Below are 21,617 nucleotides of genomic sequence, written 5' to 3'. Positions count from 1 at the left end.
CAACAAACCTGCATATCAATAATATTGACCGCCATAAAACGCTATCCGTAACCTTCGTTACAAACGAGAAACACAAACGAAGGAACGGACCACGCAATGCGCAGAATCGCCGCCAGCGCGGCATTGATCACACTCACCTTGACCGCTGCCCCCGCCCCCGCCCACGCATCGGCCAGGACCGGCACCCCGGCGCTGTCCTCGCCCGCCCAGGAGCGCGGTGTGGGGGCGTTGTCCGCACTGGCCCGCCAGCTCGGCCGGCAGGCGCTGCCGGCCGGCGACGGCTGGGCCGCCGCCGGGCCGGGCACCACCGGCGGCTCGACCGCGACCGCCGACCAGGTCCACGTGGTCAGCACCCGAGCCGAGCTGGTCGCCGCGCTCGGTGGCGACAACGCCACCAACGCCGGCAACACCACACCCAAGATCGTGTACGTCAGGGGCACCATCGACGGGTTCGAGGGCGCCGACGGCAAGCTGCTCGACTGCACGGACCTGGCCGCACCCGGGTACTCGCTGGAGGCGTACCTGGCCGCGTACGACCCGGCGGTGTGGGGTCGGGTGGCGCCGAGCGGGCCGGTGGAGGAGGCGCGGGTCCGGTCGGTGACCAACCAGACCCGGCACACGCAGATCAACGTCGGCTCGAACACCACAATCGTCGGGCTGCGCGGGGCGCGGCTGACCGGCCTCACCCTGATGATCGACCGGGCCTCGAACGTGATCGTCCGCAACATCACCTTCGACGACGCCCGGGACTGCTTCCCCGCCTGGTCCCCCACCGACGGCGACACCGGTAACTGGAACTCCCAGTACGACCAGGTCTCGGTGCGCCGCAGCGAGAACGTCTGGGTCGACCACAACACCTTCACCGACGGCGACAACCCGGACAGCGCCCAGCCCGTCCACTTCGGACGTCCCTACCAGGTGCACGACGGGTCGCTGGACATCACCCACACCGCCAGCCTGGTCACCGCCTCCTGGAACCGGTTCGACGGGCGGGACAAGCTGATGCTGATCGGCTCGTCCAACACCGTCGGCCCGGACGTCGGCCGGCTCAACGTCACCCTGCACCACAACCTGTTCGACGGGTCGCTGCAACGGCTGCCCCGGGTCCGCTTCGGTCAGGTCGACCTCTACAACAACGCCTACCGGCTGGGCGGCGACGGCTTCGAGTACGCCATCGGCGTCGGCGTGCAGTCCGCGGTGTACGCGGAGAACAACCACTTCACGCTCGGCGCCGGCATCACCGCCGCCGACCTGCTCTACGACTGGGGCGGCACCGCAGTCACCACCCGGGGCAACTGGGTCAAGCCGGCGGGCGGGCTACCGCGACCGGTCGACCTGGTCGGCGCGTACAACGCGGCACACGACCCCGACCTGAGCCCGGACGCCGGCTGGACGCCCACGCTGCGGCACGGTCCGGTGCTGCCGGCACCGCTGGTGCCGCTGGTCGTCGGCCCACTCGCCGGCGCCGACCGCCTGCCGCTGTAGCCGGCCCGGCGCACCGCTGCTGTTAAGAAGGGGCCCCTCCTCTACAGGAGGCGTTAACAGGGGCCCCTCCTTGCAAGAACCACCACCAACTATGGCAAGGAAGGTGAACAGGAATGAGACGAAAAGTCGCACTGCGGCTCCTGGCGGCGCTGGCCACCACGGCCACCGGAGCGGCCGTCTGCGTGGCCGTCACGACCCCGCAGGCGTCGGCGGCCGTCGGCACCGCCACCGGCTTCGCGAGCCGCAACGGTGGGACCACCGGCGGCAACGGCGGGCAGACGGTACGCGCCACCACCGGTACGCAGATCCACGCCGCCCTGTGCAACCGGGCCAGCAGCAGCACCCCGATCATCATCCAGGTCGAGGGAACCATCAACCACGGCAACACCACCAAGGTCTCCGGCGGCAGCTGCAACACCGCCGCCGACGTGATCGAACTCAAGCAGATCAGCAACGTCACGATCCTCGGTGTCGGCAACGGAGCCCTCTTCGACCAGATCGGCATCCACATCCGCGAAGCCAGCAACATCGTGATCCAGAACGTGACCGTCCGGAACGTCAAGAAGTCGGGCTCTCCCGTCTCCAACGGCGGCGACGCCATCGGCATGGAGGCCAACGTCCGTAACGTCTGGGTCGATCACGTCACGCTGGAAGCCTCGGGTGGCGAGTCGGAGGGCTTCGACGGCCTGTTCGACATGAAGAACAACACCCAGTACGTCACGTTGTCGTACAGCATCCTGCGCAACTCCGGGCGTGGCGGGCTGATCGGATCCAGCGAGACCGACCTGTCCAACGACTTCATCACGTTCCACCACAACCTGTACGAGAACCTCGACTCCCGGGTACCGCTGCTGCGCGGCGGCACGGCGCACATCTTCAACAACCACTACGTGAGCATCCGCGAATCCGGCATCAACTCCCGTGCCGGGGCCCGCGCCAAGGTGGACAACAACTACTTCCGCAACTCCAAGGACGTCCTGGGCACCTTCTACACCAACCAGGCGGGCTACTGGCAGGTCAGCGGCAACACCTTCGACAACGTCACCTGGTCCAGCCGCAGCAGCGACAACAACCCCGCCGGCCCGAACCCCACGTCCAACACCAGCGTCAGCATCCCGTACGCCTACAGCCTCGACGCGGCCAGCTGCGTACCGAACATCGTCAGCCAGACCGCCGGCGCCAACAAGGGCATCCGGAGGTCGAACGGCAACTGCACGCCGACGAACCCGACGAGCAGCCCGACGCCGGGGCCGACCAGCACGACCCCGCCGCCGACGAGCAACCCCACGCCGACGCCGAGCCAGCCGAGCGGCACCAACCTGAGCCTCGGCGCCGACTCCGACGGCTCCAGCAAGGCCAGTGGCACGAGCTACGGCGACGTGCGGGACGGCAACATGAGCACCGCCTGGTCCCCGTCCGGCGCGACCGGCCAGATCTCGATCAAGTGGGGCACGGCCACCCGAGTAGCCAAAATCAACATCCGCGAGGCGTCCGGCTCGGTCGGCAACGTCCGGTCCTGGCGGGTAATCAACCATGACACCGGCGCGGTCCTGGCCACCGGCAGCACGGCGGGCGTGATCAGCTTCACCGCCACCTCGCTGCGGAAGATCACCTTCGACATCACCAGTTCGTCGGGTACCCCGAGGATCGCCGAGTTCGAGACCTACGCGAGTTAACACCCGCGCGCCGACCAAGCCGGCCGGCACGCCGCACCAGTGGGGGCCGTCGACACCCGACGGCCCCCACCCTTGCGCCCTTTGCTCTGCTTCAACCCACGCACCGGTTCGCAGGCGATCGCGTTGCGTCGGTTGAAGCAGAGCAAAGGTGGGCAGGGGCTACGCCCGACGGGGGTGGGCTACGCCCGACGGGGGTGGGCTACGTCCGGCGGGAGCAGCTACGTCCGATGGGACGGCGCTGCGGCGTACGGCAGAATCTGCGGACGATGGACCCGGCGATCATCCTCACCGCGCTCGCCGACCTGGCCCCGGCCGGTGCTGAGCGGGTCCTCGACGTGTCCGGCACCGGCCGGCCCCTGGTCTGGTTACCGGAGCCGGACCGGGGTCCACGCGGCGCCCGGCTGGACCGCCTGGCCGCCCTGGACGCGCTGCACCGCGACGAGCGCATCCTGCGCCGTGGACTGGCCTTCGTGGTCGGCAGCGCGGATCTCGACGGCGGCCGACGCCGGGTCCGGCTGCCGCTGCTGGCCCAGCCGGTACGCCTGGAACGCGGCCGGCGCGGCTACCGGGTCGTACCCGCCGGAGACCTCGAACTGACCGCCCTGATCTCCGACCGCGACCTCGCCGCCCAACTGGAGGCCGCACCCGGGCTCGCCGGGCCCGGCTGGCTGACCGCGCCCGGCACCACCGCCTGGCTGATCGCGGCGGCCGAGGCCGCCGGCCTGAAGGTCGACCGGGTCGTCGCACGGCCGCCCGGCAGCGTCGACGACGCGGTTCTCACCGGCGTCGCCGCGGCGGCGCTCTACGTGACCCGAGACGTGTACGCCGGCCGGCTGCGGGACACCCTGCTGAACTGGGCGGGCCGCCCCGGGTTGACGGACACCGCGCTGAGCGGGCTCTACCTGGGCAGCTCCGCGACGGCCGGCGCACCCGCCGACGGCGACGGGGGCGATGACGACGACGTGCTGTCGCCGCTGCCGCTGAACGCCGCCCAGCGGGACGTGATCCGCCGGACCCGGACCGAGCCCGTGGTGGTGGTCTCCGGTGCACCGGGCAACGGCAAGAGCCACGCCCTGGTCGCCGCCGCGCTCGACACCGTGGCCCGGGGCGGCTCGGTGCTGGTGGCGACGCAGTCGGTGCACGCCGCCGAGGTGTTGGGCGAACTGCTGCGTCGGCATCCGGGGCCACCCCCGGTGCTCTTCGGGGACGCCGAACGACGCGACGCGGTGGCCACCGAACTCGCCGCCGGGGTGCCGGCCGGCGCGAGCGACGCCCAGTTGCGCGCCGACGAGGCCGCCGTGACAGCGGCCCAGCACCGGGTCGCCGCCGTCCGGGCCGGCATCGCCGCCGCCCTGGAGCAGGAGCGGATCGCCGCCACCCTGCCCGGCTGGCAACCGCTGCTGCCCGCCCTGAGCCACGACGCCCCGGCGGTCTTCAAGCCGGGCACCGACCTCGCCGCGATCCGGGCCGCTATCGGGCAGGTGGACCGCGACGGCACCGGCTGGTGGCGGCGACTACGCCGGTCGCATGCCGCCCGGCGGCTGCGCCGGCTCACCGGCGCCGCACCGCAGATCGCGATGGCACGGCTGCGGGCGGCGGTGGACGCCGCCGAGGCGGTACGGGCGACGGCTGCCCTGGCGACGAGTGGCGGAACGGATCTGACCGCCGCCTGGCCGGCGCTGACCGAGGCCGACGCCGCGCTGGCGGAGGCGGTCGGCACGGCCCTGCGGCACCAGGCCACCAGCGCACGACGCTGGACCGGGGACGCCCGTCGCGCCGCCGGTGGCCTGGCCACGGCCCTGCGGGCCGGACGCAACCGTCGCCGAGAACTGCTCGCCGGCCTGGACGCCGACGCCCTGGTCCGGGCGCTGCCGCTCTGGGTGGGCACGGTGGCCGATGTGGAGGATCTCCTACCGCCGGTGGCCGGCATGTTCGACCTGGTGGTGTTGGACGAGGCCGCGCACGTCGACCAGCTCCGGGCCGCCGCGGTGCTGGCCCGGGCGCGGCGCGCGTTGGTCGCCGGCGATCCACGGCAGTTGCGGTTCGTCTCCTTCGTCTCCGACGCCGACGTGACCGCCACGCTGCACCGGCACGGCCTCGCCCACCTGGCGGACCGGCTCGACGTACGCCGGTCCAGCGCCTTCGACGTGGCGGCCGGCGCGGCACCGGTCACCTGGCTCGGCGAGCACTACCGGTCCGCCCCGCACCTGATCGGGTTCTCCGCCCGCCGGTTCTACCGCGACCGGCTGGAACTGGTCACCCGACATCCGCGCAACGACCGCAAGGACGCCATCGACGTGGTGACCGTCGCCGGGGCCGCCGTGACCGACGGCGTCAACCAGGCCGAGGTGGACGCCGTACTCGACCTGGTCCGGACGCTGGCCACCCGACCACCCGCCGGTGGCATCGCGGTGATCAGCCCGTTCCGGGCGCAGGCGGACGCGATCGAGACGGCGCTGCTGTCGACGTACGACGTCGACGAGATCGAACGGCTGGGCCTTCGTACCGGGACGGTGCACGCCTTCCAGGGCAGCGAGGCGGACGTGGTGCTCGCCTCGCTGGGCCTGGCCGACGACGACCCGCCGGCACGGCACCGGTTCCTGGCCGAGCCGAACCTCTTCAACGTCCTGGTCACCCGGGCCCGCAACCATGTCACCGTGGTCACGTCGCTGTCCGCGCCCGAGGGCATCATCGGCGACTATCTGCGGTACGCCGGGCAACCGCCGGCACTGTCGGTGGAACCGGAGAGCCCCGCACCGGACCCGTGGACTCGCGCCCTCGCCGTCGAACTCGGACGGCTCGGGCTGCCGGTCCGGGCCGGATATCCGGTCGGCCGCTGGCGGATCGATCTCTGCGTCGGCGACGACACCGAGGCGGTCGCGGTGATCTGCGGGGTACATCCCGACGGGGTCGCCGCCCACGTGGAGCGGCAACGCACGCTCGCCCGCGCCGGCTGGCGCCGGCACGACGTGTTCGCCACCCACTGGGCCAACGACCCGATCCGCGCCGCCCTCGACCTCACCGCCCGCACGGCAAGGGCATGACGGTCCGGCGCGTACCCGGGGCCAGCGCAGGCCGCTGTCGATCGGCGCGCTCAGGATGCAGCGGGTCACCGGTCGACTGGCGACGCAGCCCCCACAGGTCGAGCGCGGTGAGGTGACTGAACGCCGCCCGGCCCCGCACCCAGGCACAGGCCGCGCGGCGGGCCACGGCCGGTTCGAGTCGACCGAGTGCGGGCGCCTCCCCCGGTCGCTCCGCCAACAACGGCGCCGCGACGAACACTCCCGGCAGAACCCGGATCAACTCGCCGTGATGGCACCCCGCCGTCGGGATGTCGACCGCCACCGCTGCCACAAATCCGGGCGCGGCAACACGGGGCCCGGGGGACGGAGGGGTGGGGGGTGGGGTGGGATATAAGAGACGGATGGAGTTGCCGCCATATCTGGCCACCATGCCGATACACGCCATCACCGAGATCCACGGCGAGGTCGGTCTGCGGGAGAGGTTCCGGCTGGAGTGCGAGGCGTTCGACGCTGACGCCCGGCGCCGGCTCGGCGAGGCGTTGGAGTTGGCCGCCGGGCTGCACCGCGACGACCGGCGATCCCGGGAGCCGTACCTCAACCACCTGCTCCGGGTGGCGATCCGGATGATGCACCACTATCAGGTACGCGATGTCGACGTGATCGTCGCCGGACTGTTGCACGACGCGGTGGAGGACCATCCGGCGCAACTGGCCGGCGAGGCAGGCCACGAGGACCAGATCGCGGCGGCGTTGGCGGTGCTCGCCGAGCGGTTCGGTACCCGGGTGGCGGGGCTGGTCGCGGCCGTGACGAATCCACCGTGGGATCCGGACCGCGACCGTAACGAGCAGTACCGCGAGCACATCGTGGCCAGCCTGGACCGGGAGCCGTGGGCGCGGGTGATCAAGGTTTCCGACTTCACCGACAACGGGGTCGGCGTCATCCACTCGGTCGGGCCGAAGGTCGAGGCGTTGGCTCGCAAGTACCGGCCCCTGGTGCCGGTCTTCCGTGACCTGGTCACCCGCCCCGACACTCCCCTGTCCGGGCCGGTACGCGAGCACATCCTCGACCAGCTCGACCTGGCCGAGGAGCGGTTCAGCGCCATCCTCGACCAGCCCGCCCACCGAGCCTGACCGCTTCAGCACCAGCCAGCCAGCCGGCGTGGCGCGGGATGGAGCCCAACCCGCCAGCGGGTCAGCAGTGCGGCAGCCGGCCGGTGTGGCGCGGGCCGAGCCGACTCCCCAGCAGGTCAGCATCGCGCCAGCCGGCGTTGCGCGCCACGAAGCCCGGCTCACAGCGGGTCGGCATTGCGTGGGCCGGCTGGTGTGGCTCGGGCAGAGCGGACTCGCCAGCGGGTCAGCGTTGGGTCGGTGGGCTGGTGTGGGTTGGCCGGAGCCGGCTCGATAGCAGGGTGGCCTGGGCGACCGAGCCGCCGCCGACGCCGAGGCCGCCGCGCGCCGCGCCGTAGAACTCGTCCCGTGCCTCGTTGGCGCGATGCAGCAGGTCGGGCAACTCGTCCACGGGGGAACCGCCGCGCGCGCGGCGCTCGATCTCCCAGACCGCGTCGCGCCAGGCCCGGGCGGCGGCCACCGTCGGAGCATCGCCGAGCAGCAGTACGTTCTCCCAGGCGATGGTGTGCCGGAAACTGGCCTCGGTCAGCGCGGCGAGTTCCTGGTCCCGGTCGAGGTAGCCGCCGATCAGCCGGCTGGCGATGGTGTGCACCTCCTTGAGCACGCGGGCGAACTCGGCGTACGCGTCGAGCCGCCGCTCGTCCCAGCGCACCGTCTGGCGCCGACGCCACCGGGCGCGGTCGGCGAGCGACGTGGCCACGATCGTCCCCACGGTGCCGACCAGCACACCGATCAGGGCGGGCAACTGCACGACGATGTTCCCCATGGCGCCCAGCCTGCCAGCCACCGGCAAGACTGTCGGGTCCGGCGAGCAGGGGTCGACTGGACCGCCCGGTCCGGCGAGCAGGGGTCGGCTGACGCTCCCGCCGACGTGGCGGGGCCGGCGGTAACGACCGTGGCGGGGCCGAGACTCCTCGCGGGGCGGCGGGGGTCCGTTACCGGACCCCCGCCGCGTCACGCCAGCTCAGGAGGTGAACTTGTCCAGCGCCAGCTCGATGGCGCCGCTGTCCGGCTGGGCGTACGCCTTCATGGTCTCCTTGTTGTAGGAGATGAAGCTCGGGCAACGGACCGCCGGAGCGTTGATCCGTCCACCGTCACCGATCTTCTCGCCGGTCTTGGCGGCGTGGAAGGTCAGCGTGTAGCGCGAGGAGACGTAGTCGACGGTGACCTTCTTGTCGTCGCGGTCGTTGTACTCGCACTTGCGTGCCTCGCCCTCGCTGCCCTGCTCGAAGGCGAGGCAGCCGACCACCGAGACGGTGGCCCAGTCCGCGGTCTTGGCGTAGTACGGCTTGTTGTAGCCGGCCGACTTGCTCAGCCAGGACTGGGGACGGTCGGGTGAGTTGGCGAAGGTGTAGACCTTGGCGTCCTTCGCCGCCGTGTACGGCGCGGCGTTGAGGATGGGGCTGCCCTCGCACACCGCCGACATGTCGCTGGAGTTGCGGGCGGTGATCGCGTTGTTGTTGTCAGACTGTGGCTCGGCCGGGGGCGCCGCGGAGGGAGCGTCCGGGGCGTCGGGGCCGGTGGGCGGGCTGCTCGGTCCGGTTGCCACCGGGGTCGACTCGTCGTCGTCAGCGGCGAGCATGAAGTAGCCGATGGTGCCGCCGCAGGCGACCAGCACCGCCATCACCGCGGCGCCGATGCCCAGCCCCAGCCAGAGCCCGGTCTTCGAGGACTTCGGCGCCGGGGCACCGTACGGCGGCGGTGGCGGCGGGACCGGCGCCCCGAACTGCGGCGGGTACCCGGACTGGCCGACCGGCGAGCCGGGCGGAAGCGGTTGACCGACCGGGGAACCGGGCGGAAGCGGTTGACCGACCGGGGAACCGGGCGGAAGTGGCTGGCCGACCGGGGATCCGGGCGGGGTGCCCCACGCGGCAGCGTTCGGATCCGGCTGCCCCCCGTACGGCGGGTAACTGTCACTCATGTGTGGCCCTTGTCAAAGTCGAGAGGTTCACTGGCACATGATCAAGGCCAGGGTAGTGACCGGTGCAAACCAGCGCGCGGGTCTCGCCGACGGGATTCCGTACCGTGGGCACGCCGGACGCCACATCCACCACCGTCGGTACCGGATCCGGCGCGGGGCGCTACACCGAAGGCCATCCGTACGGACGAATGGGGCACAGCGGCCGGACGCAGTGTGGTGTTTGCCATAGGACAACCAGCCGGAAGCCGGCGGCCGATCCGCCAGGGTGGCGACGCGGCCGGCGCCGACGGCCGTCCATCGCTCGTCCCGTGTGGTCGGAGCGCCCGGCGGGTACCTGACGGGACACCGGCGAGGAGGAGGACGAGATGACGACCGATCCCAGGTACACCCCGATCGCGGTCACCGCGGCGGGCAAGCTGGTCGAGGACGACGGCGAGGCGGGCGCGGGCGAGCTGGTGGGCGCGGACGACGCGGCGGCCGACGCCGCTCGGGCCGGCGCCGACGTCGACCTGAGCGGCGCGCGGCGGGACACCGACCCGACCCCGGTGGGCGCCGCCGACGCCGAGGCGGACCGGCGGCGCGCCGCCGACGAGACCTGACGGGGTACGCCGATCGGACGCCCCGGAACGCGGTTCCGGGGCGTCCGCATTATCGATACTTCGATGGATGGAAATATTGCGTGACTGTTTCGGGTCACCGTAGGCTCCGTGGGAGCGCTCCCGGAAATCCGTTCCGGGGTCGCCGGCGCCGCCGTACCCACCACCACGAGCAGATTGCGACGGTCCACCATGAAGCATCCCCCGTCCCGCCCACGGCGTCTGCTGGTCGCGGCCGGCGCCATCGGTGCGCTGACCCTCGGCACGCTCGCGTCGCTGCCCGCCCCCAACGCGATGGCCGCGACCGGCTGTTCCGTGAGCTACACGACGAACAGCTGGTCCGGCGGGTTCACCGCGAGCGTGACCATCACCAACCTGGGTGACGCGGTCAACGACTGGACCCTCGGGTTCACCTTCCCGAACAGCGGCCAACGGGTCACCCAGGGCTGGTCGGCGACCTGGAGCCAGAGCGGCAGCGCGGTCACGGCGCGCAGCGTGAGCTGGAACGGCGCCCTGGCCACCGGCGCCAGCACCAACATCGGCTTCAACGGCAGCTTCACCGGCAGCAACCCCTCGCCGACCTCGTTCACCCTCAACGGCACGGTCTGCACCGGCTCGGTCACGCCCCCCACCACTCCGCCGACGACGCCGCCGACCACTCCGCCGACCACTCCGCCTTCGCCGGGCGGGCAGACCCCGGTGGGCATCAACGGACAGCTGCGGGTCTGCGGAGTCAACCTGTGCAACCAGTACGGCCGGCCGATCCAGTTGCGCGGCATGAGCACGCACGGCATCCAGTGGTTCGGCAACTGCTACAACCCGGCCTCCCTCGACGCGCTGGCCATCGACTGGCGTGCCGACCTGTTCCGGATCGCCATGTACGTGCAGGAACAGGGCTACGAAACCGACCCCGCCGGCTTCACCAACCGGGTCAACAACCTGGTCGAGGAGGCCACCCGGCGCGGCATGTACGCGATGATCGATTTCCACCTGCTCACTCCGGGTGACCCGATGTTCAACCTGGAGCGGGCCAAGACCTTCTTCGCCGCCGTCTCCGCCCGGCACGCCGCGAAGAACAACGTGATCTACGAGATCGCCAACGAGCCGAACGGGGTGAGCTGGTCGACCATCAAGAACTACGCCGAGCAGGTCATCCCGGTGATCCGGGCCAACGACCCGGACGCGGTCGTCATCGTCGGTACCCGGGCCTGGTCCTCGCTGGGCGTCTCCGAGGGGTCCAACCACACCGAGATCGCCAACAACCCGGTGAACGCCAGCAACATCATGTACGCCTTCCACTTCTACGCCGCGTCGCACCGGGACAACTACCGGGCCGAGGTCGAGCGGGCGGCGGCCCGGCTGCCGCTGTTCGTCACCGAGTTCGGCACGGTGGACTACACCGGTGACGGCGCGGCCGACCTGACCAGCAGCACCCAGTGGCTGGACCTGCTGGACCGGCTGAAGATCGGCTACGCGAACTGGACCTTCTCCGACAAGGCGGAGGGCAGCGCCGCGCTGCGACCCGGCACCTGCAACGGCACCAGCTACACCGGCAACTCGGTGCTCACCACCTCGGGTGTCTTCATGCGGGAGCGCATCCGTACCCCGGACAACTTCCCGACCAGCTGACGCCTGACACGGCGGCCCCGGGGGGTGTCCCCGGGGCCGCCGCCGTCCATCACCCGGGCAGCGGTGGTCAGGGCAGCTCGACGACGCGGTCGGCCCAGCGGGCCAGCAGGGCGGCGTCGTGGCTGATCACCAGCACCCCGGCGTCGTGCCGGCGCTGGAACTCCCCGACGACCGCCGCGACGTGCGCCTGGGTGGAGGCGTCCAGCATGGCGGTCGCCTCGTCGCAGAGCAGGTACCCGGGCCGGTGCACCAGCGACCGGGCCAGGCAGGCCCGTTGCAACTGGCCGTCGCTGACCGCGTGCGGGCGACGGGTCAACAGGTCGGCGGTGAGCCCGACGGTGTCGGCGAGTTCGGCCGTACGCGCCCGAACCTGCTCCGGTGGGGTGCCGATCGCGCGCATCGGTTCGGCGATCAGGTCGGCCAGCGTGAGTCGCGGGTCGGTGGCGGCGCGGGGGCTCTGGAACAGGATCGCCACCCGGGTACGCACCGCCACCGGCACCTGATGGCGGATGCCGGTCACCGGCGTGCCGTCGATGCTGACGTGACCACCGTCCGGTCGGTGCAGCAACGCCAGCAGCCGGGCCATCGTGGACTTGCCGCTGCCGGACGGGCCATGCAGGCCGACCGTCTCACCTGGGGCGATGTGCAGGTCGACGGCGTCGAGCACACGCTGCGTGCCGTAGCTCGCGCTGACCTGGCAGGCGGCCAGACCGGGGCGGGTCACGCCGGCCGCCAGACCGGGGCGGGTCACGCCGGCACCTCGGCGTGGACCTGGCTGTGCTCCAGTGGGTGGTGACAGGCGGCCCGGCCAGCGGCGAACGCCGGCTGCACCCGGCAGGCTTCGGTGGCCCGGTCACAACGGGCGGCGAACGCGCAGCCGGCCGGGAGATCGGTGAGCATCGGCGGATGCCCCGGCACGGGCCGGAACGCCCGCTGTGGCAGGGCGTCGAGCAGCGCCGCGCTGTACGGGTGCTCGGGCGCGCTGAACAGCGCCTCGGTCGGGGCGTGCTCGACGATGCGGCTGGCGTACATGACGGCCACGGTGTCGGCCACCCGCTGCGCCGCGACCAGGTCGTGGGTGATCAGCAGTACGGCCGCTCCGGCGTCGCACCGGCGGCGCAGCAGGTCGAGGGTGTGGTCGACGAGCGGCCGGTCCAGGCCGGTGGTCGGCTCGTCGGCCAGCAACAGCGGTGGGTCGGGCGCCAGCGCCAACGCGGTGGCCAGCCGCTGTGCCATGCCACCGGACAACTCGTGCGGGTACCGGTCGAGGTCGGCCGGGTTCAGTCCGACGTCGGCGGCGAGCCGGTCGGCGGCGGTCGGCGCGTCAGCCCGGGTGTGGCCGTGCGCCCGCAGCGTCTCCACCAGCAGCCGGCGTCCGGTCCGTACCGGGGTCAGCGCGGTCGCCGGGCTCTGCGGCACCAGCCCGACGGCCCGCCCGCGAACCTGCCGGGCCAGTTGTCGTGGCGCGCAGGCGAGCAGGTCGAGCGGCGGTGGCCGCCGAATCCCCGCCCCGGTGCGCAGCAGGGCGCTGCCGGTGACCGTGGCGTTGCGGGGCAGCAGGCCGAGCAGGGCGTGGGCGAGGACGGACTTGCCGCAGCCCGATTCGCCGACGACCGCGACCAGCTCACCGGGACGGACGCTCAGGTGCAGGTCGGTGACGGCGTGCACGACGGCGTCGGGCAGTCGGAACCGGACGGTGAGCCCGGCGACGGCCAGCAGCGGGCCGTCGTGGTCGAGGTCGATGCTGGTCACAGCTGCAACTCCGCGCGTACCCGGGGGTCGAGGCGGTCCCGCCAGCGGGCGGTGAGGGTGGCCAACGCGAGCGTGACCACGATCAGCGCCAGGCCCGGGGTGAGACTGGCCCACCAGGCACCGGTGAGCAGGGAGGCCCGACCGTCGTTGATCATGTTGCCGAGGGAGGCGAGATGTGGGGGCAGGCCGAGACCGAGGAAGGACAGGGCGGTCTCGTGCCACACCGCGTGCGGGATCATCAGCGTGATGGCGAGCGCCAGCCGGGGCAGCACGTGCGGCAACAGGTGCCGGGTGAGTACCCGGAGCCGCCCGGCACCCCCGGAGACGGCCGCGTCGATGAACGGCCGGTGCCGCAGGCTCAGCAACTCGGACCGGACGATGCGGGCGGTGGACAGCCAGTGGGTGAGCCCGATGGAGAGCACCACCGCACCGAGGCTGGGCCGCAGCATCGCGACGATGAAGATGCCGAGCAGCAGATGCGGCAGCGCCGCGATGGTGTCCACCAGCCGCATCAGGACCCGGTCCACCACACCGCCGAGGGTGCCGGCGAGCGCACCGACGGCCCCGCCGATCACCGCGGCGACGAGCGCGGCGACCACCCCGACCAGCAGCGAGACGCGCAGCCCGTAGAGGCTGCGGTGGGCCACGTCGCGGCCGAGGTCGTCGGTACCGGCCGGGTGCAACAGGGACGGGGCCAGCCGGGTCTGGGACAGGTCGACCGCGCTCTGGTCCAGTGGCCAGAGCACCGGAGCGAACAGACAGGCGAGTACGGCGGCGGCGAGGACGGTGCCGGCGACGGTGGCGCCGACGCGCCCCGGACGGGGGCGGGGCAGCCGGCGGACCCGGGCGAGGACGGCGGCGCTCATTCGAGGCGTACCCGGGGATCGGCGGCGGCGTACGCGAGGTCGGTGGCGAGGTTCGCGGTCAGCACCACGACGGTGGTGGCCAGCGTGGTCGCCGCCAGCAGCGGGAAGTCGCTGCCCAGCGCGGCCTGCACGGTCACCGCGCCCAGGCCGGGCAGCGAGAACACGGTCTCCACCAGCACCGCGCCGCCCACGATCTCCGGCAGGTGGGTGCCGATCAGGGTGATGAACGGCAGCAGTCCGGTGCGCAGCGCGTGGCCGAACAGGACGGTGCGCCCGGGCAGGCCACGGGCCCGCGCGGCCAGCACGTGGTCGTCGCGCAGGCTGTCGGCGACCGAGTCGCGGATGAACAGCACGAACCACGGCACCTGGGACAGGGCCAGCACCCCGACCGGCAGGATCAGGTGCCGGGCCACGTCGGCCGGGTCGGTGCCGGTGGCGGTGATGTCGGTCAGGCCGCCGGCCGGCAGCCAGCCGAGGCTGAGCGCGAACACCGCGATCGCGGCCAGGCCGAGCCAGAACACCGGCACCGACTGGACGGCGTACGCGCTCGCCCGCAACCCCCGGTCGAACCAGCCGCCCCGCCGGTAGGCGGCCAGGGTGCCCAGCAGCAGGCTGGCCACCAGGACCACGGCCAGGGCGGCGCCGACCAGCAGCAGGGTCCAGCCGGCCCGGGCGGCCAACACGTCGACCACCGGCTCGTGCCGGCTGGTCGACCAGCCCAGGTCGCCCCGGAGCAGGTTGCCCACCCAGCGGGCGTACTGCACCGGCAGCGGGTCGTCGACGCCCCAGTTGGCCCGGATCTGGGCGAGGTTCTCCTCGCTGGTGGTGAAGGCCGCGGCACCGGCGTACTGCTGGGCCGGGTCGATCGGCGAGGCGGCGCCGAGGGCGAACATGCCGGCGCTGGTGGCGACGAGCACCGGGACGGCCACCAGCAGCCGGCGGCGTACCACGCCACCGGCTCCGGCCAGCCGTCGGCGCCGGATCCGCTCGGTCACGATCGCCGGGTCCAGGTGTGGATGTTCCACCAGATGCTGTTGGCCACGTCGTGCTCGTGCGGCTCGACCCGGGCCACGACACCGTCCACCGAGTCCCGCAGCACGTAGGTGTGCTCCAGGTAGGTGAGGAACACCCACGGCACGTCGGTGGCCAACTGCTGCTGGAAGGTCGCGTAGGCGGCCCGGCGCCGCGCCGGGTCGGCCTCGGCCCGGCCGTCGCGCAACGCCCGGTCGGTCACCTGGGAGGCGTACGACCCGGGGTTGAAGAAGCCCTGCCCGGCGAAGTCGGAGTGGAACAGCTTGTACGAGACGAAGTCCGGGTCGTACGGCGTGCCGTAACCCATGATCAGTGCGTCCGACTTCATCCGGGGAGTGATGGCGTCCCAGGTGAGCCCCTCGGGGGTGATGGCGATGCCGATCTTCTTCGCGTCGGCGGTGACCGCGAGGGCGAGTTCCTTGCGCAGGCTGTCGGCGGCCGGGTACATCAGGCTGAAGGCGGCCCGGGTGCCGTCCTTGACCCGGATGCCGTCCGGGCCGGGTCGCCAGCCGGCGGCGTCCAGCGTCGCGGTCGCGGTGGCCGGGTCGGCGGTCGGGGTGCCGGCCACGGCGGGATCGGCGAACTCCGACGACGGCGGCACCGGCCCGTACGCCGGCTCGCCGGCCCCGCCGAGCACGCCGTCGACCATCGCGGCCCGGTCGACGGCGGCGTGGAGGGCGCGTCGCACGGCCACGTCGCCGGTGACCGGGTTGCCCATCGGCAGCATGACGCCCCGGTAGTCGGCGGTGGGCGCCCGGTGCACCCGGTAGCCGGGTTGGGCGTCGAAGCCGGTGGCCAGCTTGGGCGGCAGTTCGGCGGCGTCGAACTCGCCCGCGCGGGTGCGCTGGGCACGGACGTTGTCGTCGGGTACGAAGGCGACCACCACGCCGTTGTTGGCGGGGCGGCCGGCCCAGTACCGGTCGTTGGCGGCCAGCACCAGCCGGTCGCCCGGGGTCCACGAGGCGACCCGGTACGGTCCGGTGCCGATCGGCTGCCGGTTGAAGGGGGCCTTGTTGATGTCCTGACCGGCCAGCGCGCCGGCCGGCACGATGCCGAGGGTGAGCCGCTGGAGGAACGGGGCGTACGCGTACCGGAGGGTGAAGACCACGGTGGCCTCGTCCGGCGCGTCGACCGAGGCGAGCATGTCCAGGTCGGAGCGCAGGGTGGAGTCGACCTTCTCGTCGAGCACCGCCCGGTAGGTGAAGACGACGTCCTGGGCGGTCAGCGGGGTGCCGTCGTGGAAGAGCACGTCCGGGCGCAGCCGCGCGGTGACGGTCTGGCCGTCCGGCGAGACGCTGGGCAGTTCCTCGGCGAGGGCGGGTACGAGTTGGTTGCGCTCGTCCCGGGCGACCAGCCCGTCGAAGATCAGCGAGCCGCCGTCGACGCCGTAGTTCAGGACCGGGTTGAGGGTGTCCGGCTCCCCCGCGGTCGCCACCACCAGCGGGCCGTTGCCGGTGCCCGGGTTGGCGGTCGGTGCGGAGCAGGCGGTCAGGGCGAGCAGCACGGCGGCGCTGACGGCCAGCCCGAGACGAGGCGGTCGGGGCATGGCGGGGCGGCTCCTCGCGGCTGACGACGACGACACGCGACGACCAGCCCGTACGCACACCTCGGGCCCGGCCGACGACGGTGCGGGCCAGGCCGTACGATCTTGGACCGTCGCCCCGCCATACTTACGTAGTTGCAAAGTTATGGCAAGAAGGCGGAATGTGGTGGCCGCCACGCACGGCCGAGCGCTCCGGCCCGCTGGCCGCCCTGTTCCGGCCTGTCGATCCGGTCGGGCGGCCAGCCGCCCGGACTACTCCTCGTCGCCCCCGCCCTCGGCCTCGGCACCGTCGTCGCCACCGAAGGAGTCGAAGACCTCGTCGGCGATCATCCCGCCGGCGAAGCCGAGCGCCGCGCCACCGACCACCCCGGCGGCCAGCGCGCCCATCCCCGGCCCACGCTGCTCGGGCTGCTCCTGGTGGTGGCCGTACGCCGGCTGGTGCGGCGGATACCCACCCGGCGCCCCGAACTGGCCGTAACCCGGCTGCCCATAACCCGGCTGGCCATAGCCCGGCTGCCCATAACCCGGCTGGCCATAGCCGGGCTGCCCATAGCCGGGCTGGGCGTAACCCGGCTGGGCGTAGCCGGGCTGGGCGTAAGCCGGCTGGCCGGGGTACAGGGCGCGGCGCTGCTCCAGCGCCTCGCGGATCCACCGGTCGACCTCGGCGGCCCAGTCCACGCGATCCGCCTCGGCGTGCGGCACGCGGTACCGGCCGTACGAGTCGTGGCCGGCGGTGAAGAGGCCGCCCGGGCGATCGAACTCCAGGACGATGTCGACACCCTGCTCGTCGGCGAGGAACGTCAGCTCGACCTCGCTCACCTCATGGGCGTACTGGGGTGCGGCGAAGTACTCGATCTCCTGGTAGAACGGCAGCGCCTGGTGCGCCCCGGCGATCTGCCCGTGCTCCAGGTCGGCGCCCTTGAACTGGAAGCCGAGTTGACCGAACGCGGCAAGGATCCGCTCCTGCACCGGCAGCGGGTGCACGTACACCGGGTCCAGGTCGCCCTTGTCGACCGCGCCCCGGATGGCCACCTCGGTACGCAGGCCCAGGGACATGCCGGGCAGGCGCTGCCCGTAGATGTCGGTCACCGGCGTCTGCACCGGCACCGGAAACTGGAACGGCAGGGTCAGCTGCTGCCCCTGCGCCAGGCGCAGGCCACCGGCCACCATGACCCGGTGGAACTCCACCGCCGCCTCGTGCTCGACCTCCGCGCCGTCGACCTCGACCCGGGTGACCAGACCGACGGCCACATGATCGATCTCCACGTCCTGGCTGCCACCGGTCAGGTTCACCTGCCCGGCGAGCATCAGCCCCGGCCGGGTGCTCGGATTGGACAGGACCGTGTCGACGCTGGGCGCCCCGATCCCGAACGCACCCAGCATCTTCTTGAACACCACGAGCTTCTCCCTCGACAGCGGGTGGGGGCGATTCCCGGCCCGGACGTGAAAGTTCCACGCCAAACCGTTGTGCCGTAACGGGATCAGCGCCGTCCATGATGGATCCCGTCGTGCCCGGAAGCTAGCAGCGCAAGCTGAAAAGTAGCTGAGAGAGATCAGTCAATCACCCAAGGTGAAGTGCTCTCGGGGCGGCCGTCATCCGGTCACCGGGCCGAGCAGGGAGTCGTCCGGCCCGACGGACCCCGCCGGATACTCCTGCAACGGCACCGCGTCCGCCTTCCAGGCCGCCAGCACCGGCTCGACGATGCGCCAACACTCCTCGGCGACGTCGCCCCGCACCGACAGGGTCGGATCCCCCTCGAACGCGCCCCGCAACACCTCGCCGTACGCCGGCAGGTCACCCGGGCCGAAATCCGCCGTCAACCGGACCTGATCCAGGTCGAAGGGATCGCCCGGGCCGTTGATGTTCAGGTCGAGACCGAGCCGGTCCGGCCCGAAACCGATCCGCAACCGGTCCGGATGCTCGTAGCCGGTCAGCCCCTCGGGCACCCGGGCCGGCTGCTTGAAGGTGATGATCGCTTCCTTGCGTACGCCGGCCGTCGCCTTGCCGGAGCGCAGCCGGAACGGCACCCCGGCCCAGCGCCAGGTGTCCACGGTCAGCACCAGCTCGGCGAGCGTCTCCGTGTGGCGGGCCGGATCGACTCCCGGCTCGTCGACGTAGTTCGGCAGCTGTCGCCCGTCGACCTCACCCGCCGTGTACCGGGCCCGCCGGCTGGCCGCCGCCGGGTCGTCGCGCCACAGCCGGGTGGCCCGCAACACCTGGGCCTTGCGGCCCCGCAGCTCCTGCGCCCGCAGCGTCGGCGGTGGGTCCATGGCGAGCAGGGCGAGCACCTGGAGCAGGTGGCTCTGCACCATGTCCACCAGCGCGCCGGCACCGTCGTAGTAGCCGGCCCGGCCCTCCAGCCCCAGGGTCTCGTCGAAGACGATGTCCACGCAGGCCACATGCGTGGAGTTGAGCACCGGCTCGAAGATCCGGTTGGCGAACCGCAGGCCGAGCAGATTCAGCACCGTCGACTTGCCGAGGAAGTGGTCGATCCGGTGGACCTGCTCCTCCGGCACCAGGGTGGCCAGCAGCGCGTTGAGCGAACGGGCCGACACCCGGTCCACGCCGAACGGCTTCTCCAGCATCAGCCGGGTACCGGGCGGCAGGCCGATCCGGGCCAGCGCCGCCGCCGAGCGGGCGGTCACCAGGGGCGGCAACGCGAAGAAGATCACCAGCGGTCCCGCGCAGTCGCGCAACAGCCGCCGCAGGTCGTCCTCACTGGTCACGTCCGCGCGGGCGTACCGGCTGGCGCGCAGCACCTCGGTCTCGTGCGGCCCGTCGGCGTGGACCGAGGCGAAGGACTCCGCCACCCGGCGGCGCCAGCGCTCGTCGTCCCAGTCGTCCATTCCGCAGCCGATCAGCCGCAGTTCGGGCACCGCGCCGGTGGCCAGCAACCGGCCCAACCCGGGCAGCAGCAGCCGTCCGGTCAGGTCGCCGCTGGCGCCGAGCACCAGCAGCGTCTGCCGTACGGGGGCGGCGGACGGGGTGGTCGCGGAGGCGGCGATGGGTGCACTCGGGGCCGGCGTCGTCATGACTCCACCATGCCCTGCCGCCGCGCCGGCCACGTCACCGGGCCCGGGGCGGCCACCACTTCGGATGACCCGCCGGCCACCGCCGTGACCGGCCGGCCGCCGACGGTGACCAGTCACCGGCGTCCGGCTCGCGCGCCGATCTTCGTGTGGCAGGCTGGTCTCACCCGCCGGCCGGACGATGCCGGCGGCGTGCCGACCCTGCGAGGAGACGATCGATCCGATGGCTGCGGACGTCACCACCACCGACGAGTGGCAGGCCCTGCGCAAGCACGCCGACGAGATCCGCGCGACGCATCTGCGGGACCTGTTCGCCACCGACCCCGGACGGGGCGAACGGTTGACCGTCGAGGTGGGCGACCTCTACGTCGACTACAGCAAGAACCTGGTCACCGACGAGACGGTGGCGTTGCTGACCGCGCTGGCCGAGCGGGTCGGGCTGGCCGACCGGATCGCCGCGATGTTCGCCGGCAGCCACATCAACGGCACCGAGGACCGGGCCGTGCTGCACACCGCGCTGCGGCTACCGCAGGACGCCACGCTGACCGTGGACGGCCAGGACGTGGTGGCCGACGTGCACGCCGTACTGCGGCGGATGGCCGAGTTCGCCGAGCAGGTGCGCGCAGGTCAGTGGCGCGGGCACACCGGCGAGCGGATCCGCACCGTGGTCAACATCGGCATCGGTGGTTCCGACCTGGGGCCGGTGATGGCGTACGAGGCGCTGAAGGCGTACCGCGACGCGGGCATCAGCTGCCGCTTCGTGTCGAACATCGACCCGACCGACATCCACGACACCACCGCCGACCTGGACCCGGCGACCACCCTGTTCGTGGTGGTGTCGAAGACCTTCTCCACCCAGGAAACCCTGGCCAACGCGCACCAGGCGCGGCGCTGGCTGCTGGCCGGGCTCGACGCCGACGAGCAGGCGGTGGCCAAGCACTTCGTCGCGGTCAGCACCAACGCCCAGCGGGTGGCCGACTTCGGCATCGACCCGGCCAACATGTTCGGCTTCTGGGACTGGGTGGGCGGCCGGTACTCGCTGCCCTCGGCGGTGGGGCTGGCGGTCATGCTCTCCATCGGACCGGCCCGCTTCGACGAGTTGCTGGCCGGCTACCACGCCGTCGACGAGCACTTCCGCACCGCACCACCGGCCCGCAACGCGCCGGTCCTGCTCGGCCTGCTCAACGTCTGGTACACCAACTTCCTCGGCGCGCAGACCCACGCCGTGCTGCCGTACTCGCAGTACCTGCACCGGTTCCCGGCGTACCTCCAGCAGTTGACCATGGAGAGCAACGGCAAGTCCGTACGCACCGACGGCCAGCCGGTCTCGTACGACACCGGGGAGATCTTCTGGGGCGAGCCCGGCACCAACGGTCAACACGCCTTCTACCAGCTCTTGCACCAGGGCACCCGGCTGGTCCCGGCGGACTTCATCGCGTTCAGCGAACCCAACCACGACATCGGCGACATGCACGACCTGTTCATGTCGAACTTCTTCGCCCAGACCGCGGCACTGGCCTTCGGCCGCACCGCCGAGCAGGTCGCCGCCGAAGGCACCCCGGCGGAACTCGTGCCGCACCGGGTGATGGCCGGCAACCACCCCACCACCTCGATCGTGGCCGACCGCCTCACCCCCGCCACCCTCGGCCAACTGGTCGCCCTCTACGAGCACATCGTCCTCACCGAGGGCGCCATCTGGGACATCAACCCCTTCGACCAGTGGGGCGTCGAACTCGGCAAGGTCATGGCCAACCACCTAGCCCCCCTCCTCACCGCCGACCAGCCCGACCTGACCACCCTGGACTCCTCCACCGCCGCCCTGATCCGCCACTACCGCACCCAACGCAACCGCCCCTGACCCCCCGCCAACCCCCCGACCCGGCACACACGCGACACGCCGGGCCCCCGCACCCTCGACACACACGCGGCACGCCGGG

16 protein-coding genes are annotated in these 21,617 nt (G+C 72.2%); 7 read left to right on the top strand and 9 right to left on the bottom strand.

Features of this window, described 5'->3' with window-relative positions; translation table 11 throughout:
* The first annotated feature begins 96 nt into the window (after nt 1-96).
* The 4 genes from E0H26_RS09080 to E0H26_RS09065 all read left to right on the top strand — a co-directional run bounded on the left by E0H26_RS09080 (nt 97) and on the right by E0H26_RS09065 (nt 7,314).
* A complete protein-coding gene (locus E0H26_RS09080) occupies nt 97-1,485 on the top strand; it encodes a pectate lyase family protein (protein ID WP_131303096.1) in 1,389 nt (462 codons plus the stop codon).
* Between the two features lie 113 nt (nt 1,486-1,598).
* Nucleotides 1,599-3,161: a pectate lyase family protein gene (locus E0H26_RS09075; protein ID WP_131303095.1), complete on the top strand. Its 1,563-nt coding sequence runs from the start codon at nt 1,599-1,601 to the stop codon at nt 3,159-3,161.
* 194 nt (nt 3,162-3,355) lie between these two features.
* On the top strand, nt 3,356-6,205 hold the full coding sequence (locus tag E0H26_RS09070; RefSeq protein WP_240742083.1) for an AAA domain-containing protein: 2,850 nt from the start codon (nt 3,356-3,358) through the stop codon (nt 6,203-6,205).
* Between the two features lie 380 nt (nt 6,206-6,585).
* Nucleotides 6,586-7,314 (top strand): HD domain-containing protein, encoded by a 729-nt coding sequence (locus E0H26_RS09065; protein ID WP_131303094.1) that lies wholly within the window; start codon nt 6,586-6,588, stop codon nt 7,312-7,314.
* Nucleotides 7,315-7,537: 223 nt separating this feature from the next.
* On the opposite strand, the gene E0H26_RS09060 is transcribed toward E0H26_RS09065, so the two are convergent.
* The gene (locus E0H26_RS09060) at nt 7,538-8,077 is read right to left on the bottom strand and encodes a hypothetical protein (RefSeq protein ID WP_131303093.1); all 540 of its coding nucleotides are present in this window, start codon (nt 8,075-8,077) and stop codon (nt 7,538-7,540) included.
* A 198-nt stretch (nt 8,078-8,275) separates the two neighbouring features.
* Nucleotides 8,276-9,232, bottom strand: a complete 957-nt coding sequence (locus tag E0H26_RS09055) for a hypothetical protein (protein ID WP_131303092.1) — start codon at nt 9,230-9,232, stop codon at nt 8,276-8,278.
* A gap of 365 nt (nt 9,233-9,597) precedes the next feature.
* Here E0H26_RS09055 and E0H26_RS09050 point away from each other — a divergent pair, with 365 nt between their 5' ends.
* Together E0H26_RS09050 and E0H26_RS09045 are read left to right on the top strand one after the other, a co-directional pair.
* On the top strand, nt 9,598-9,831 hold the full coding sequence (locus E0H26_RS09050; protein ID WP_131303091.1) for a hypothetical protein: 234 nt from the start codon (nt 9,598-9,600) through the stop codon (nt 9,829-9,831).
* Between the two features lie 189 nt (nt 9,832-10,020).
* The gene (locus E0H26_RS09045) at nt 10,021-11,457 is read left to right on the top strand and encodes a cellulase family glycosylhydrolase (protein WP_131303201.1); all 1,437 of its coding nucleotides are present in this window, start codon (nt 10,021-10,023) and stop codon (nt 11,455-11,457) included.
* Nucleotides 11,458-11,524: 67 nt separating this feature from the next.
* Here E0H26_RS09045 and E0H26_RS09040 read toward each other — a convergent pair whose 3' ends face one another.
* The 7 genes from E0H26_RS09040 to E0H26_RS09010 form a co-directional block, all read right to left on the bottom strand.
* Complete coding sequence (locus E0H26_RS09040) at nt 11,525-12,208, bottom strand: ABC transporter ATP-binding protein (RefSeq protein ID WP_240742082.1); 684 nt, start codon at nt 12,206-12,208, stop codon at nt 11,525-11,527.
* On the bottom strand, nt 12,205-13,209 hold the full coding sequence (locus E0H26_RS09035; RefSeq protein WP_240742081.1) for an ABC transporter ATP-binding protein: 1,005 nt from the start codon (nt 13,207-13,209) through the stop codon (nt 12,205-12,207). Before E0H26_RS09035 ends, E0H26_RS09040 begins: the two co-directional genes overlap by 4 nt.
* A complete protein-coding gene (locus tag E0H26_RS09030) occupies nt 13,206-14,075 on the bottom strand; it encodes an ABC transporter permease (RefSeq protein ID WP_131303090.1) in 870 nt (289 codons plus the stop codon). Before E0H26_RS09030 ends, E0H26_RS09035 begins: the two co-directional genes overlap by 4 nt.
* On the bottom strand, nt 14,072-15,100 hold the full coding sequence (locus tag E0H26_RS09025) for an ABC transporter permease (protein WP_206024967.1): 1,029 nt from the start codon (nt 15,098-15,100) through the stop codon (nt 14,072-14,074). Before E0H26_RS09025 ends, E0H26_RS09030 begins: the two co-directional genes overlap by 4 nt.
* Nucleotides 15,067-16,653: an ABC transporter substrate-binding protein gene (locus tag E0H26_RS09020; RefSeq protein WP_131303089.1), complete on the bottom strand. Its 1,587-nt coding sequence runs from the start codon at nt 16,651-16,653 to the stop codon at nt 15,067-15,069. The genes E0H26_RS09025 and E0H26_RS09020 overlap by 34 nt, the downstream gene beginning before the upstream one ends.
* A gap of 249 nt (nt 16,654-16,902) precedes the next feature.
* The gene (locus tag E0H26_RS09015) at nt 16,903-18,048 is read right to left on the bottom strand and encodes a sporulation protein (protein ID WP_131303088.1); all 1,146 of its coding nucleotides are present in this window, start codon (nt 18,046-18,048) and stop codon (nt 16,903-16,905) included.
* A gap of 195 nt (nt 18,049-18,243) precedes the next feature.
* Nucleotides 18,244-19,683, bottom strand: coding sequence for a glucose-6-phosphate dehydrogenase (locus E0H26_RS09010; RefSeq protein ID WP_131303087.1), 1,440 nt, complete (start codon nt 19,681-19,683; stop codon nt 18,244-18,246).
* Nucleotides 19,684-19,903: 220 nt separating this feature from the next.
* Between E0H26_RS09010 and pgi the strand changes: the two genes are divergently transcribed.
* Entirely contained in the window at nt 19,904-21,538 is a 1,635-nt protein-coding gene (gene pgi / locus E0H26_RS09005; protein WP_131303086.1) for a glucose-6-phosphate isomerase, read from the top strand.
* Nucleotides 21,539-21,617: the final 79 nt, after the last annotated feature.

It is taken from the genome of Micromonospora zingiberis (assembly GCF_004331455.1).
Lineage (GTDB): Bacteria > Actinomycetota > Actinomycetes > Mycobacteriales > Micromonosporaceae > Micromonospora > Micromonospora zingiberis.
This window is presented reverse-complemented; position numbering and strand designations above follow the sequence as displayed.